The sequence below is a fragment of the Verrucomicrobiota bacterium genome (assembly GCA_037139415.1).
In the GTDB taxonomy this organism is placed as follows: domain Bacteria; phylum Verrucomicrobiota; class Verrucomicrobiia; order Limisphaerales; family Fontisphaeraceae; genus JBAXGN01.
In genome coordinates this window covers 1-14596 of sequence record JBAXGN010000199.1, presented here as the reverse complement: position 1 = coordinate 14596, position 14596 = coordinate 1, and the positions used below count along the sequence as shown (strand labels likewise).

Genomic DNA, 14596 nt, shown 5'->3' with positions numbered 1-14596 from the left:
CCACTCCATTTCGCGACGCATAAGCTACACGCGACGCTACATTTCGTTCCATTCCAGCTACGAGTCAACGGGAGACTGGCGGGACGCACCCCGGCGGCGTGATCATGTTCGCGCGCGGCGGCTGTAAGCTGCACATCCGCTATTTCGCGCGCGAACATCATCACTGCCGCCCCCAATATTTGTCTGCCCTGCACGCAAAACCCAGCCCTGGCTTACCCTGCTACCCCATGAAGCCGATGCTGGGAATTGCGTGCAAGGCAGAATGTCACGACCCCCGCGAACCCGTATGCCTTTTGAATTTCCCGCCCGGCTCGCAAGATATGCGGTCACACGTCGCAGCGTCATTTGACGGCACCCCTTCACCCTTGCCGACAAATGCCTATGCTGCTTTGGTGTGCCCGCACAACTTGCTTCGCCGCCCTATATCAGCCAGCCCTGTGCGCAATCCCCGGCCCCGGCTTTCCCTGTTGCCCTTTTAAGCCGGTTCCGGGCATTGCCCACACGGCTTGGCATCGCGACCCCGCGCCCCATTGACGTTGAACGCCCCCGCCGGCTTCAACCGCGCTCCGTTCTGGCTTGGCATTCCGGCTGCTACCCTTGTCAGGCACAAGAGCAGTTATGTTCAATGCCGCCCCAGCACCGGCACCCGCTGCGCAGGACCCCCGGTTGCTGGGTCCCCGCCGCCTCCCGCCACGCCCACCAAACCATCCGGCGGCCCGGTACATTGATACATAACTGCGCCTTGTGCCCAACTGCGGTGCCCGCCTGTCACGCTCACTGCTAAGCCCGCCGAAGACACCCCCCCGCGGCGGGCGCAGTGCTCGCGCCAGGCGGTCAAGCACCCTCATGCCAAACCCTCACTGCGCTGGTTTAGAGAAATTAGGCGGGGGCGAAGTGGCGTCAAAATAAGTCAGCTCACTGCGTTCGATTAAATTCTCCATTCCGCAATCCGCACTCCGCAATTTCTAGGCTCCTGTCAATTTCCTGACGCAGATCTCCCGCGACTTGCTGGCCACCGCATACCGCAACGCATCGGCGGCGTCATCACCGCCATTCCCATCCTCATCCGCATCCACTTTCAGCACATCCTCTGGGCGATTCGGATCATGCTGTAGCGCCGGGATGGTCTCCACCAGTCGGGCGCACCGACGATGAATAAACAGCGTCGGCGCGATCCCCGCCTCGATGTCGCCCAGTCGGTGCAGTACTTCCGCCCAGCCATTGACGCGGTCCGTGTTCGCCACGCGCAGCGTGATGCCCTGGCGGGCATACTGCGCTGCGACGGTCGTGCCGTCGCTCTGGCGGCTGAACACATCCGCCCCCGCCACGAACCGGCGCAACCGCTCCACGGTCACGCCGTGGCGTGCCAGCATCGCCTTGATCGCCGCCGCGTGCCGCTGCGGCAGCCAAAGCCGCTCCGCATGTTCATCTACGATGAACACATTCCCGTCCGCGTCGCGGCATCCCAGCAGGCAGACCGTGTAATGCGTGAACCCATAATCCAGCGCCGCAAACCATTCCACCGCGCGCCGATCATCGAAGTCCTCGATGACGTGCGCCTCGCGGCGAAAGGTGGTGAAGAACTGCCCAGCGGCAATATCCCAATCCCCATCCAGCCAGGCCTTTTTCTGCCAGCCAGACAACCCTTCCAATATCTTCCGATATTCCGGGTTGTTGTACTGGTTGTCATCCACCTTGGCCGGCACGTACCGCGTATCCGTCTCCCTTCCGGCCAGGTACGGCTCGATGAATTTTTTGCGATACCAACCATGTCCAATCCCGCCGGGATTGGAGGTGGAATAAATCCGGGGATGCCAGTGGCTCCCGTCAATCAGCACCTTGGACGACCGGCAGCAGGTTGTGATGTCCTGATGCTTCCGGTGCGATAGCGTGGTCGCCTCCTCGATGCCGATCACGTCGTATTCCAGCCCCAGGTACGCATCAATGTCCTTCTCCGCCTGGAAGTGTCCCGCAATGATGCGGGACCCATTCGCAAAGGTCAGCAAGCCCCGGTGCGCCGAGAAATCATGCTTGAGCTTGGAATAAATCCGCTGCCGCAGATCCTCGAAATGCTCCACGTTGGCCTTGCCAACCTTGCGGAGCAGCAGACATTTCAACCCCGGCACCCGCTGGCAGTCGTCCACCCCCATCTGGGCCAGCAGCCAGTGCGACTTGCCGCCGCCACGGGCGCCGCCATAGCCGACCGCCGTCGGCCCGTTGGCCCGGTCGCACGCCCGGGCCGCCGCGCTCGCCGCCAACTGCCGGGGTTGCAAGTACACCTTGGCCGCCACGAAATTCCGCATCTGCTCCTCGGTACACCCCGCCAGCAGGGCCCTCTCCAAAAACTCTTCCCGTTCATCCATTTTCATCGTTTTTCCTCCTTTACTGCTCACTGTTTACTGTTTACTGGCGGCATCCACGTCAATGATCTTGGCAGGCGGCTCCTTGCCGTACACTTTTTTCAGCGCCATTTCCCATTCCACATCCACCGTCACGGTAATCTCGCCCGTCACCTCCGTATGGTCTGTCGGCATCCCGCTGGCCAGCCGCCCCAGCTTGCTGGCCAGTTCCAACATCCGGGCGATCCCTTCCAGCGACCCGCATCGCTGCGGGTTCTCCTTCCAACGGCGCAGCGCTTCGCGCCCCGCCTCCACCAACTCATTCCGGATCCGCCATTCCTCCTCCCGATGCTCCACCTGCCGCGCCAGCCACTCCGCCGCCTTGCTTCGCGCGGCGACCTCCGTGGCCTGCCGCTCCACCATCGCCAAATGCGCCCCATGCGCCTGCACCCTCGCCGTCCAACCATACCTGGCCGACCATCGCCGGATAAGTTGCTCACTCTTCGCTAATTGTTTGGCCACCGCTTGCGTGGACCGTTGCGCCCCCATGTTCAGATACAAACTGAACGCCGCAAACGCTTTAGCGCTTTCCTTCGGCAATTGTTCAAATTCCATACCCATAATTTTCCTTTAGTTTTACTCTGTCGATTTCGTTGTATTTCCCAGTCGCCAGTAATTCGGCGATGGTTTCAACCACACTTTGCCCGCTTTTCCACCAGTGATACCGCTCCGGACAATCAAACGGGATCACCAAAGTTCCATCCGGCGTCAGGTAAGGCAGCCTCCCTGCTTTTGCCTCAGGGACGCTAGGGACGCCCCTTTGCGAATCCATTTCCACATTCCCGCCAGGGACGCTAGGGACGCCTTTGCAAAAATCCTTATACGTGTATATGTGTTTAGGATTTTTTTCTATATACACGCAAGGATAAGAGAAAGGCGTCCCTAGCGTCCCTGATTTGTCAAAAAGATCCCCAGTGCCCGTTTTGCTGCCATGCTTCATTTTGCATTCCTCGTTTTGGATATTCGTTACCCCGTCCCTAGCGTCCCTGACTGCCAAACTGGCAAGTGCCTGGTTAATTCGCCCCAGGATGCCGGTTTGCACTGCGCCGTCTTTTCGAGCCGCTACTTTCACCCGGATGCCGAGCGGCTTGCGGTCGCCGGTCAGGGCATAAATCCGTTTGCGGTGTTCCCGGTCGCCGGGGTACACGCAGCATCCGAATTTCCCATCCGGATAAATCCGCAGGTGGTTCCCGGTTTTATCCTGTCCGGCTTCGGCACAGGCCGGGCACTGGGCGCGCTGCAAGCCGCCTTCCAACGTGACCACCTTTTTCAGCTTGGCCAGGATCAGGCTCATGCCGCGCCGTCCTCCTTGAATTTCACGCGGCTGAAGCCGCGCTGGTTTTTGCCATTCCGCTCGATGCTGTGGCATTTCATCACCCCGAATAGCTCCAACATCAGCCCCTCGAGTTTATTCTGCACCTCGGTCACCGGCAGCGGTTCCCACCGCCGTTCCGGGCAGTAGGCCGCGTACGCCTCAATCAGCTCCGTCACCGTCATATCCCCGTACGTGTCCGCCGTGACGCGGTCCTGGAGGAAATGCCGCAAGCTCTCGCTTTCGGCCAGCAGGGAGTTCACCACGTCCCGCTGGCGGGGCGTCATCTGGAAATCCCCGCCATCGTCGGGGATTTCGGTCAGCACCTTTTGCGCGCCGAGCAGCGCCCAATTCAGGATGCCGCTCCCTTCGGTGCGGATCAGGTACGCCCCAAAGTCATTGATCTTTTTGGTTGGTGGCGGCGCTTCATAGCGCACGATGCAGAGCCGTCGGCGCCATGCCCCCACGTCCCCTTGCAGCCGCACGCGCAGCCGCGAGTTCGACGTGATCAGGCAATTGAACACCCCCTGCATTTGGTAACTGCCGGTGCCGCCCTTCTGTTCGGCGTCGAACCAGTCACCGCCGACCAGCCCTTTGAGCACCGCGGCCCCCTTGGTGCTCAGGAAATCGGCATCCACATCCACTCCCACCAGCAGCGTTTTCTTGATATACCGATACAGTTCAAACCGTTCTGCCAGGTGTTTGGTGCGGAGCTGGGTCGCGTTCGCCATGCCCACCAACCCCTGCATCACATTGGCGAACTGGGTTTTGCCGCGCCCGGCCTCGCCATCCAGGATCAACAACCGCTGGGCGCGGTTGTTCCCGAGCAGCAGCATCCCCGCAAATTTCTGCAGCAGCTCCGCATCCTCCGGATGCACCGCCGGCTCAAGCAGCTCATTCAGGAACCGCTCGCACTTCGCGTCCGGGTCGAACGCGATTGGCGAGCGGTTCCGCGAGCGGAACTCCGGCGCGAACGGCCGCAACTCCGCTTCGCTGCCGTTGAAGACCACCACCCCGTTGGCCAGGTGGATGGCCTTGCGCGGTTCCGCGAACGCCTTGCGGCGTTCGGCGATCCCGCGCAAGTGCATAATCACGCTGTTGAGCGTTTTCGCGGTGCGTCGTTTCTCCAGGTCGAACACGTTCGCCTGTCGTGAGGCTTCCAGCATCCGGCACGAAATCTTATTGCGGATCAAATCCTGCGATTCCACCTGGTAAAGACCGGTCGCCGGGGCATACCCGTAAAAGCACTCTTCATCCGGCTCGAACAGCAGCTCATTTTCCGCCGCGTGCAGGCCCGCCCAATACGCCTCATTGATGCCGGTGACGGCCCCTTTGTCGGTGGTGTAGAATGGCTCCCCGTACAATTCCTTCAGCCGTTTCTCTTCCGCATGTTCCCACGGTAGCTCCCACCCGTCCGGCCAAACGAGTTCCTTGAACTCGATGGCCAGCGGCGGCTGGTCCACTACCAGTTGATAATCCATCCCTTTGGGATGCCGCCCATAAATCGTCGAAAGCCGCTTGTCCGCCCGCCACTCAAAATGCGCCGTCGTGCAACTCTCCGGGTAATCCCCTCCCTCTCCGCTCTGGGGAGAGGGCTGGGGTGAGGTGTCGGCATTCATCATTTTGCCTTCATCCTTCATCCTTTTCTTTATGCGGATCCAAACCATCCCGCCCCGGCTCCCGCGCGATTGCGTGGTGTACTCCATTTTCGGGTTCACGGCCATGAACGCCGCCAGGTCTTCATCCCGGTCAAAGTCAATCGCGCAGAGTCCGCCCGAGGCCGCGCCCAGGTAAACGGCGATATTCGTTTCCGGGTTGTCGAACAGAGTGCGATAGGCGGCGGACTTGGTCCCCTCAAAAGGCCGCTCGACATACGTCACGAGCGGCTTTTTCGTCCCCCACTCACACGGCACTAGGAACGCATCCGCGCCCAGCAGCGCCTCAATTGTTTTGTACGTTGACATGGTTAGGTAGCAGTTGTTTTTCTTTCAAAAGCTTTTCCAGTCGGCTCATGCAGACGCGCATGGCTTCGCGATTCTCCGGCACGGCCTGCAACTCCACCAGGGCGCGGGCGTTGATGTAAATCCTGTTCTCTTGGATATTAATCAGGGCCGCCGGCCCGTTGAATTTCCTCGGAGCAATGTCTTCCGGCCGCGCCCCCAGGCCGTCGGGTTCCACCCAGATAATCCCATCCTCACCTACCCCAACTCGTATCAGCGTTACTTGCCCAAACACGCTCCATTCCATTTGATAAAATTTCACGTCATACTTTCTCATGGCGACACCTGTTTTTTTTGCTCGTTCATTCATATTCAATTCTCCTTTCAGTTTTTTGTGTTTTCGTAGAACTCAATGGCCTGGGGCGATACATGCACGCCCTTGAACCATTCTTTAAAATTCAATCCCGCCAGACTGCGCACCCTGGACACCGCCACGTAGGCTTGCCCCGGTTCCCGCGCCGCCCGGATGTCCAAATACGCCGCATCCAGCGTCAGCCCCTGGGATTTATGGATGGTCATCGCCCACGCCAGCCGCAGCGGGTATTGCTTGAACGTGGCCGATTCCGGATCATTCGCATCATACCGCCACGTGAACGGCTCGACCGAGAGGATTTCCCCATTCGCCAATTGGACTTTGACACTTCCGCAATCCGCATTCCGCAATCCGCATTCAATCACCATGCCGACCTGTCCGTTCACAAACAGGGGCGTCATGCGGCCCGGCTCATTCCGGTTGATCGTGAACATCACCATGGCCCCCGGTTTCAACCGCAGCGTTTCAGGCGTCAGCAGATTTTTCATCAGGAACGTCCGTTGCAGTTCCGGCCCCGTTTGTTCCGCCACCAGCACCACCATGTCGCCAGGCAGCTCCCCAAGCTGAAATTCATTCCATTTATCCACCTGCACGTTATGGGTGTAGAGCCGGGTCAGATTCGACGGCGGGAAGTGGCGCACCCGCGCTTGCAGCAACTTGGCCGTGTCGCCCCACACCTTTCCCTGGCGGAACTTCCCCAGTGCAGACACAAACGCTGCTTCCTCCTGCCGCCGCACCGTTTCCAGCAGGATGGTCTTGAACCCCGCCGCCTGCCAGGCAGGCGTCAGGAACGCCCAATCATACGCCGCGCGTTCATCCGTGCGCACCGGCGGCAGTTGCAGAAAATCCCCCACGGCGATCACCTGCACGCCGCCAAACGGCGCATCATTCCCGCGCAGGCGGCGGAACAGGAATTCGACGAAGTCGAATTGCCGACCCGGCAGCATGGAAATTTCGTCAACGATGAGCGTCTCGCAGTGGCGCACCCGGTTGAACCCCGCCAGGATGCTGCGCCGGTTGTCCCGGCGCAGTACCTCGAAATAGGCCTCATTGCTCTGGCCCGCTTGCGGGCCGAGCATCATGCCGCAGAACCGATGCAGCGTCATGCCCCCGGCATTCAACGCCGCCACCCCCGTGGGGGCCGTGATGCTCACCCGTTGCGGTGCCGAGGCGATGAACGATTTGATTAGCGTGGTCTTGCCGGTGCCGGCCATGCCGGTCAACAGGCAATTCCGTCCACTCAGAGCCGCCGCCATAAACCGGTTTTCCGGGCACAGCGCCGTCTCCGCCGTCGCTTCATAATTACTCCACAAACTTTTCATCATTTGACATTTCCATTCGATTTTCTACCATTGCTCGCGAACACAGACATGCGGGTTAATCACCGTTTCCCGTCTGCTCCTGTGTCAGGCGGTGTTTTAACGTAGGGCATCGCCTGCCGGTAAGCCGTGAGAGCTGGTAAAGGCGCGGGGCATAAGCCCCTCCTTTTCCCCGAACAGGCGGTCGGGGATTCACGCGCCGATATCCACGGCCCCGCCTTTTTCTTTTTTCCCATCTCTTCCATTTGACATTTCCATTCATTTTTTTACCATCACCTCGAACACAGACATGCGGGATGCGTGGTGGTATCCCGTCTGCTCATGTGTCAGGCGTTTTTTTTGGTGTATGTGGGGACGCCTGCCGGTAAACCGTGAGGGCTGGTAAAGGCGCAGGGCAAGGCACCCTTGTATTCTCCCAGAGGGCGGCTGGGGGAAAATGAGCGCCACGATCCACGGAACCGCCCATTTTCCCTTTGTTCATCCTTGTCCGTGTACGTCCTACGATCCTTGATGTCATTAATGTCATTGGTGTCTTTTCCCCATTCGCGTGATTCGCGGGCAAAAATTCCCCGGTCTCAATTCAGCGCCGGTCTTTCGCACTGTGGAATTTCCTTTTCGGTACTCAGGTTTTGAATTTCCCCATTGGGATCATAATCCTTTATGTATTTCCACGATTCCGCCGCCACCAGAAACTGCCGGAAGTAGAAGTCCACCACCCCGCCTTGCCGGATGAGACTTCTGGTTTTCAGTTCCATCGTATCCCACACCCGCACATGCACCGGGCCTGGCTCGATACTGTCGATGACCACGCTGACCAGGGCCGTGATGTTCTTGGCCGTGGAAGCGGCCACCGCCTTTTGGTAGGCCGCCAACTGCAGCGGCCAGACTTCATAAAACATCGGCTTGGGTTCGCCCTTGGCGTTCCGCTTGATCTTTTGCGTCTTGAAATCCACCACCGCCCAGCCGATATTTTTGAGCTTCGCCAGCATATCCACCCGTCCGGCGTATCCGTGTTCCAGGTTCACAAACACCTGTTCCACGCAATCAATCCGCTCCACGTTTTCATCAAACCACTTGCGCCACGCGGTGAGGAACGGCAGCAGCTTTTCATCCGTGGTGGTTTCCTTGTTCACCGCGTACACCTCGCAGGCGTTGTGGATGGCGGTGCCAAAATTTGACGCCTTTTCCACCTGCTCGCCCATATCAATCACCACCCGATGCGCGAACGCATCCAGCGATTCATCTGGTCGGCGCGGCAGGGTGAGCGCCGCCAGGATGCCCTGTTCAATCTTCCACGCTTCCAGCCCCGGCTTGGCGAGTACCCCCAGCACATTCGTCACGCTGGGCAGCGCCAGCACCTTGCGCGCATCGGCCACGTTGACCGCCCGGTTGCCCGAGCCGTCCTTTTTCCCGATCTCGTGGAACGGTCGCCCGTCCCGCAAATACCAATGACTCGGCGCCTGTCGTTCAATTAAAATCATAATGCATCCTTTCTTGTTTTGTAGCAGCCGACGTAAGAAGGCTCAAATTGCCGCCCCAAAGGGGCAAGCGCATACCAGCCCAGGGCAAACGAGGCACGAGTGCCGCCCTGGGTACTGATTCCAAAGAAACCCTCCCTCGCCCCGCGAGCGGGGAGAGGGTGGCGCGCAGCGCCGGGTGAGGGGTCTTTGGATTTTGTCCATTCGCGTCAGTGTTTTTGTTAAGGTCCATCAGCCTTTGCTCAAAACGGCATATTGTCCTCGTTTTGGGACAAGTCCCACCACTCCAGCGCGGCCATCAGCCGCCGATCATCCGCCGTCGGCTTGGCATTCGCCTTCGCCGTCGGCAGCCAATGCCCGATCAACGCCTTGACCTGGTCCGGTGCGAGGTCCCGCAGTTCCAACCCCTTGCACTTGCCCACATGGATCTTCACCGCCGCGTGATCCGTCTCACCATTGCTCACCGGCTGCTCCGCCCGGCGGTATCCGCCGCCCACTCCCTCTCCGCTCTGGGGAGAGGGCCGGGGTGAGGTGTCGTTCTGGCCGTGCGCGCCAGCGCCATTGGCAGCAGGCCCTGCCTGCCGATCCTTGGCCCGCACAAATTTCCCCGTGGGTTGCAGCGGCGCGCCGCTTTTATCCGGCGTGCAGGCCACGATGTTGGCGTAGGTCTCGCCATCCTTGTGCTCATGCACCACCACCAGTTGCGCGGGTTTGCCGATCAGGGATTCCGTGTCGAAATCCTCCAATTCCGCTTTCGTCAAGTCCCGCCCGAACCAGCCCCGCACAAACTTGCGCAAATTCGCCTTCTCATTCAGCGAGGGCGTGAAGTAACGCGACCACACGCAGAACCGGCTGCCATCATCCCGTTCCGCATCCACCTCAAACACGAGCTTGAACACATCCCGCTCGCCGAATTGACTCTGCTGCTTGCGCAGCGGTGTCGCATCCACACACACGGCCTTGCCGGTGAATTCCGGGCAGGCTTCAAAGTTCCCACTGTTAAACGCAATCTTCATGATTCTAACCTTTCTGTTGTTGTATTTGTTCTTTGTTGTTTTCCCCGCCAGCCCATGCGGACTGGCGGAAATTCTTTTCAATTCTCAGCTCTCTGTCATTTGCCTTTGGCTATCGCGATTACTGTTCACTGATCACTGTTTCCTGATTACTGTTGACTGTTCACTGACGGCAGCTCCCTCTCCGCATACTCCAGCATCAGCAGCGCATCCGCCGTTTTCATCGTCACCCCCAGATGCGGAAAGCGCCGTTGCGCTTCCGCCTTCAGCTTGTTTTTCCATTCCGTCTTGCTGGCGCAGGCGGAGGCGGTCCCCAGGCTGAACGCCTTTTGCCACGCCTGCGGGCGCACCAGCACCAGCTTGATGTTGAGGGTCTGGATGACCCCCTTGAGGAATCCGTAATTCTCCCCGAACCGGAACATGGCCGATCCGGGCTGCGCTTTACCGGCATACCCGCTGACCTCCTCCAGCAGGCAAACCATCTCAATGCCCTCCCGGTCGGCGGCCGTTTTGATTTCGCGCAGGATCTCCAGCAAATCCCCCTGCGTTGGCGGCATCGGGTATTGGATCACCTTTCCCATTTGGCGGACGGCAATGCCGCCCGACATTCCCGGATCAATCGCCAAGCGTGTAGTTTCATTGTTCATAATCGTATTCGTATTTCTTGGGTTTAGTGTGATGGGTTGCCTGCCGCGCGCGGCCTCTGACTTTTCGCCTCCATGCTTTCCAGATGCTTCACGACCTCGCTCCAGCGGAAACGGATCAGCTTCGAGTTGAACTTATGCCGCTTCACCTGGCCCTCGCGCATCCACCGGTCGAGGGTGCGTTCCCCGATCTTGAGCCGATAGCTCAACTCCTTTTTGGTCAGGTATTCCTCATCCGATAAGTTGGGCGTGCCCATGCTATTTCCCCTCCGCAGACGTTCTGGTTGTCACGGGCACCTCCCGTACCACCAGGTACGACCCCGGCAGAATTTCCACCTGTTTCAACCGCCCGTCCTGGATCATCCGCCACACGGTCGGTGCCGGAACCCCCAAGGCTTTCTTCGCCTGGTCCATGACGGCGCCCACCAGGGCTGATTTCTCCGGCTTTTCAACGTTTGATTCCCGCGTCAGGTAAACGGCAATGGCCGCCTGTTCATCCGGGGTCGCTTCCAGCAGCTTTACGATCAGTTCATTCGTAGTCATAATAGTTCCTGTTTTTTCAGTTTTCGTTGAGCGCTGCGTGGCTCCAAAAAAAAGAACCGCCACTCACGCCTTCGCATGAGTGGCGGGAACTGAGGCGTCCCAATTGGGACTTATGGCGTCCCAAATTTAAAAATTATTCCCAAACGTCGTTTGGTCCCTGGCTGTACCTGATTTCATACCCCAGGCTGATGTACTGTCCCAAGTGTTGAGCAAATACTTTTTGGTATGGGTTTCCCTTCCGGAGTTGCTTTAGCACACGGTTAATTGCTTTGCTCACATTGTTGCGGGCACGTTCCCCGCTGTCGCCGCTGATCCCGGCTTTACTCTTAAGCGCCTTTTTCAGGGCCTCAATTTCTCCTTTCAGCCGGCGTACCTTTGCCATGTTTTCTCCCTCCTTGGCCACGGCTAATTCGGCCTCGTGGATTTTTATTTCGTTCTTGGTATCATTGATGGCGGTTTTATCCATAGCGGTTTGAATGCTGTCTTTGGTCCGGGTTTGCTCTTTGTCTGCGCTGAATTGATGTTCCAGTTCAAGCGCCTCTATGATTTCGTTCGGGTGGTGGAGCAGGTAGTCAATATATCTGGCTCCGATGATGTTGGTAATCGTAAACCGTGGGCCCTCGTTGAAAATGACATCATAATGGCTTCCCATGTTTCGGTATAAAAATCTAACTTCATTTTTCGTGGCGTTATTAGCCGGGTTGGGTTGGTGGTTCATATTTTTTGTGTATTTATCAGTGATGGTTTTAAGTTTGCCGATCAAATGCGCTTTTCCATTGTTATTCAAGTGCTTACGCGTTTCATTGAAGGCCAGTAACGGTGCTGCTTGCATGTACTTGTGGAGGTTTTCCAGGAAAAGTTGAGCAAGGACTATGTCTTCGGAGACCGATACGGTAATAGCCTGACTTCCGGATTTCACATCCGGTACTTCCACGGGATTGGTATCCCCGTCATGATGGAAGCTCCCGCCCATTTGGCTCTTGGTTGGTCCAAACAGGCCAGTCACTACATCCCAGTTGCGCCGGTATCTATGGCCTTACCGGTGCATAGCTCGCCCCTGACTGCGTATCGCGAACGCAACAGCCCACCCGCGCGGTGCCGTGGCACCGCCGAAACCATTTCCCTGCGCTATCTACGCAATCCCCTCGCTACTATACCCGAATGAGCGTTATCCAGACGGAGACCTGGCGGTCCCCTGGCCGGTACACGTCATTATCCACACCCAGTGCTGCCCAATTGCCGATTTCCCGGCAATGCATTGGGGTGTTTTTTTTGAACCGACGGACTTAAAGTGACTGGCTTGTTTGCTTGTCATGACGCTATTATATAAGTTGGAGGATAGCTAAAGGTAAGGCCTTGCTGCCCTTCCTCTTGGCAGCGAAGGCCCGGCTCGGCCGCAAGCGCGGCAACCGGAGTTTAGAACTGATCTGTGGGTGGCGGGATTGCACGCCCGGCCTACACAGGTTACAAAGACTATATGATAAACACACACTCATATGTATCTTCTTCGTTTTGCAACACAACAACTCACCCGAATTTTTCGGTGAGCTTTTGTTGCTTCATGAGATTTAACCCAAAAGAAACAAGTTTGTAAATAACTATTTTCACGAATGTAACAACCAGTTACAATTTATAAACAAAATTTATTTTATGCCGAAAATTATTTTTTATTTCAGAATATTATTTTGTTTGAAAACTTATTTTGCCGCCGAAACTCATGTTTTTCGGCGGGCAGCTTTTTTTGTGGCGCTCTTTTCCATGATCTTTTAAACTGCCTCCGAATGAAGCCAAAACGTACACCAATTGCCTCTGCGAAACAGCCTCAAAAAGGCTGTTACTATCGTATTACGTACTCCAATGCCGGTCCTGATGATGAGCCTAAATTTTTCCAGGGCCGGGACGGCATCGCGTTTTCAGAACTCACCGCTTCTTTGCCTTCTTCAAGTTATGATTTTGGCACCACCATTCATTTTTACCCTGATGACGAGCGCACCCTGGGTGAGTTCCCGAAGTTCAGCGCCCAGGACATGCTGGTCCTTCCCACCCGGCCACCTTTGTCGGATCGGGAATCCGACAATCCGACTCACAAAATCATTTGTGACTCCCAAAACGAACTCGAAAAATTGATCTTCAATCAGTTGTTCAGGTATTTTAAGCGGTGTTCCCGCAGGCATATTCAGTTGAAACCAGAGGCGCTCGACCTCCTTGCTCATGACCCGGACAAATGGGGATTCCTCGAGTTTTTCGTGAATTCGGCTCGAAGCCATCCTAATGGGCAGGCTTTTATTCAAAAACATGTGACTGCATTAACGAAACCCGAAAAAGGCGTTTTTTCCACGGTCGCATTCCTGGTCAATGTGGATAACCTCCCCGCATTTGAAAACACTCACGCTGTCCCGTGCCGTTTTGTCGCCAGCTTTGGCATGGATGGTTACACCACTTTGATTTGGAATCGGTATGTCCGTAAAAATCACCCTGAATGGCTTCTCAATCCCGGCTTTGTCATGGCCGAGGTGGTGTATAAGAAAGAAATTCCACCCCGCCCCGCGACCATTGATACCTTTGCGGACGACCTAAATTCTGTCGCGGTAAACATTCTAACCAAACCACTAGCCGAGCAGTAGCCCATTTATTTCCTCAAAATTTCGCCCGCAAACCTTCACGGTTTGCGGGCTTTTTCATTCCCCCATTTGCCCAGTCCCCATTCCCTTTTTTCTGATAACTGATAACTGATTACTGTTCACTGGTGACTTATCCCCGCTGCCATGTCCAGCCCCCATTTTTCTGCAAAATCCCCTATTCCCCTCCGGACTTAATTACCGATCACAGTTTACCGATCACTGTTTGCTGCCCCCTCTATCCCTGCTTCGCTGGCTTGCCAGACGGGTTTTGGAGATCCCGGTTGGTTTTCAGGTCCTTTTAGCTGCTGGGAAGGTCTGGTTTATCGCCCTTTCCGGCCCGCTTACTCGCCGGGGGGCCAACGCAGGTGGTGCCCTCTGAAGATCACTCCCACCGGCCGCCCCGGCGCGCGGGCTGTTTCGGTGCAGGGCGATAGACCAGACCAAACGGCAGCTAAAAAAAAGACCATGAAAACCAAACTCCAAAACCCAAGTGGCAAGCCTAACCTGAGTGCAGGGCTCCAGAGCCATCCCAAACAGTCGCTCTCTAATACTTCTTCTGCTGCTACTGCTACCACTGGCACTGCACCCGCGTGGCGCGGTGTCTTCTTTGATGGTCCCGAACCCGAGCAGGACCGTGAAGGTGAAGAAATCCCCGTGTGGCACGTGTATGTTGGCGATACCGAAGCCGAACCCGTGGGCCGTGTTTACCGGGTGTTCTCCTTTGCCAAAGCCGAATCCTTGGCCCAAGCCATCAGCCACGACCGCCGCCTTGAACTCGTATCCGATGCCATGCCCGCCTGAATGACTCTCAACCATCAACCTTCAACAATCAACTAACCATGCGCCGCACCAAATATCTTTTACCCATCCCCCAGCATGAATTCCCATTCACGCCCGACAGGGTGTGTGACCGGAGAGTAACTTTGTTCAAGCGGCGATTTGGAGTTTGAGGTA

At 57.0% G+C, this 14596-nt stretch carries 14 protein-coding genes; 2 read left to right on the top strand and 12 right to left on the bottom strand.

Annotation, left to right across the window (positions count from 1 at the left end; genetic code table 11):
• Positions 1-965: 965 nt before the first annotated feature.
• The 12 genes from WCO56_24935 to WCO56_24880 all read right to left on the bottom strand — a co-directional run bounded on the left by WCO56_24935 (position 966) and on the right by WCO56_24880 (position 12027).
• Positions 966-2369 carry a hypothetical protein gene (locus WCO56_24935; protein MEI7732841.1) on the bottom strand — a complete coding sequence of 468 codons (1404 nt, stop codon included), beginning with the start codon at positions 2367-2369 and terminating at the stop codon, positions 966-968.
• 27 nt (positions 2370-2396) lie between these two features.
• Complete coding sequence (locus WCO56_24930; protein ID MEI7732840.1) at positions 2397-2954, bottom strand: hypothetical protein; 558 nt, start codon at positions 2952-2954, stop codon at positions 2397-2399.
• Entirely contained in the window at positions 2944-3693 is a 750-nt protein-coding gene (locus WCO56_24925; protein ID MEI7732839.1) for a hypothetical protein, read from the bottom strand. The genes WCO56_24930 and WCO56_24925 overlap by 11 nt, the downstream gene beginning before the upstream one ends.
• Positions 3690-5675: a DUF5906 domain-containing protein gene (locus WCO56_24920; GenBank protein ID MEI7732838.1), complete on the bottom strand. Its 1986-nt coding sequence runs from the start codon at positions 5673-5675 to the stop codon at positions 3690-3692. Before WCO56_24920 ends, WCO56_24925 begins: the two co-directional genes overlap by 4 nt.
• On the bottom strand, positions 5653-6021 hold the full coding sequence (locus tag WCO56_24915; GenBank protein ID MEI7732837.1) for a hypothetical protein: 369 nt from the start codon (positions 6019-6021) through the stop codon (positions 5653-5655). Before WCO56_24915 ends, WCO56_24920 begins: the two co-directional genes overlap by 23 nt.
• Positions 6022-6035: 14 nt before the next feature.
• On the bottom strand, positions 6036-7349 hold the full coding sequence (locus WCO56_24910; protein ID MEI7732836.1) for an AAA family ATPase: 1314 nt from the start codon (positions 7347-7349) through the stop codon (positions 6036-6038).
• Positions 7350-7918: 569 nt separating this feature from the next.
• Positions 7919-8824: a PD-(D/E)XK nuclease family protein gene (locus WCO56_24905; protein ID MEI7732835.1), complete on the bottom strand. Its 906-nt coding sequence runs from the start codon at positions 8822-8824 to the stop codon at positions 7919-7921.
• Positions 8825-9063: 239 nt separating this feature from the next.
• Positions 9064-9837, bottom strand: coding sequence for a hypothetical protein (locus WCO56_24900; GenBank protein ID MEI7732834.1), 774 nt, complete (start codon positions 9835-9837; stop codon positions 9064-9066).
• Between the two features lie 146 nt (positions 9838-9983).
• On the bottom strand, positions 9984-10481 hold the full coding sequence (locus WCO56_24895; protein ID MEI7732833.1) for a hypothetical protein: 498 nt from the start codon (positions 10479-10481) through the stop codon (positions 9984-9986).
• 23 nt (positions 10482-10504) lie between these two features.
• Entirely contained in the window at positions 10505-10735 is a 231-nt protein-coding gene (locus WCO56_24890) for a hypothetical protein (protein MEI7732832.1), read from the bottom strand.
• Position 10736: 1 nt separating this feature from the next.
• The gene (locus WCO56_24885; protein MEI7732831.1) at positions 10737-11021 is read right to left on the bottom strand and encodes a hypothetical protein; all 285 of its coding nucleotides are present in this window, start codon (positions 11019-11021) and stop codon (positions 10737-10739) included.
• A gap of 133 nt (positions 11022-11154) precedes the next feature.
• Complete coding sequence (locus tag WCO56_24880) at positions 11155-12027, bottom strand: hypothetical protein (GenBank protein MEI7732830.1); 873 nt, start codon at positions 12025-12027, stop codon at positions 11155-11157.
• A gap of 775 nt (positions 12028-12802) precedes the next feature.
• Between WCO56_24880 and WCO56_24875 the strand changes: the two genes are divergently transcribed.
• On the top strand, positions 12803-13645 hold the full coding sequence (locus WCO56_24875) for a hypothetical protein (GenBank protein ID MEI7732829.1): 843 nt from the start codon (positions 12803-12805) through the stop codon (positions 13643-13645).
• 462 nt (positions 13646-14107) lie between these two features.
• Positions 14108-14443: a hypothetical protein gene (locus WCO56_24870; protein MEI7732828.1), complete on the top strand. Its 336-nt coding sequence runs from the start codon at positions 14108-14110 to the stop codon at positions 14441-14443.
• Positions 14444-14596: the final 153 nt, after the last annotated feature.

Excerpts from the sequence above, each read along its gene's own strand:
- WCO56_24935 (MEI7732841.1), bottom strand. The coding sequence starts at position 2,369 with ATGAAAATGGATGAACGGGAAGAGTTTTTGGAGAGGGCCCTGCTGGCG.
- WCO56_24930 (MEI7732840.1), bottom strand. The coding sequence starts at position 2,954 with ATGGAATTTGAACAATTGCCGAAGGAAAGCGCTAAAGCGTTTGCGGCG.
- WCO56_24925 (MEI7732839.1), bottom strand. The coding sequence starts at position 3,693 with ATGAGCCTGATCCTGGCCAAGCTGAAAAAGGTGGTCACGTTGGAAGGC.
- WCO56_24920 (MEI7732838.1), bottom strand. The coding sequence starts at position 5,675 with ATGTCAACGTACAAAACAATTGAGGCGCTGCTGGGCGCGGATGCGTTC.
- WCO56_24915 (MEI7732837.1), bottom strand. The coding sequence starts at position 6,021 with ATGAATGAACGAGCAAAAAAAACAGGTGTCGCCATGAGAAAGTATGAC.
- WCO56_24910 (MEI7732836.1), bottom strand. The coding sequence starts at position 7,349 with ATGATGAAAAGTTTGTGGAGTAATTATGAAGCGACGGCGGAGACGGCG.
- WCO56_24905 (MEI7732835.1), bottom strand. The coding sequence starts at position 8,824 with ATGATTTTAATTGAACGACAGGCGCCGAGTCATTGGTATTTGCGGGAC.
- WCO56_24900 (MEI7732834.1), bottom strand. The coding sequence starts at position 9,837 with ATGAAGATTGCGTTTAACAGTGGGAACTTTGAAGCCTGCCCGGAATTC.
- WCO56_24895 (MEI7732833.1), bottom strand. The coding sequence starts at position 10,481 with ATGAACAATGAAACTACACGCTTGGCGATTGATCCGGGAATGTCGGGC.
- WCO56_24890 (MEI7732832.1), bottom strand. The coding sequence starts at position 10,735 with ATGGGCACGCCCAACTTATCGGATGAGGAATACCTGACCAAAAAGGAG.
- WCO56_24885 (MEI7732831.1), bottom strand. The coding sequence starts at position 11,021 with ATGACTACGAATGAACTGATCGTAAAGCTGCTGGAAGCGACCCCGGAT.
- WCO56_24875 (MEI7732829.1), top strand. The coding sequence starts at position 12,803 with ATGAAGCCAAAACGTACACCAATTGCCTCTGCGAAACAGCCTCAAAAA.
- WCO56_24870 (MEI7732828.1), top strand. The coding sequence starts at position 14,108 with ATGAAAACCAAACTCCAAAACCCAAGTGGCAAGCCTAACCTGAGTGCA.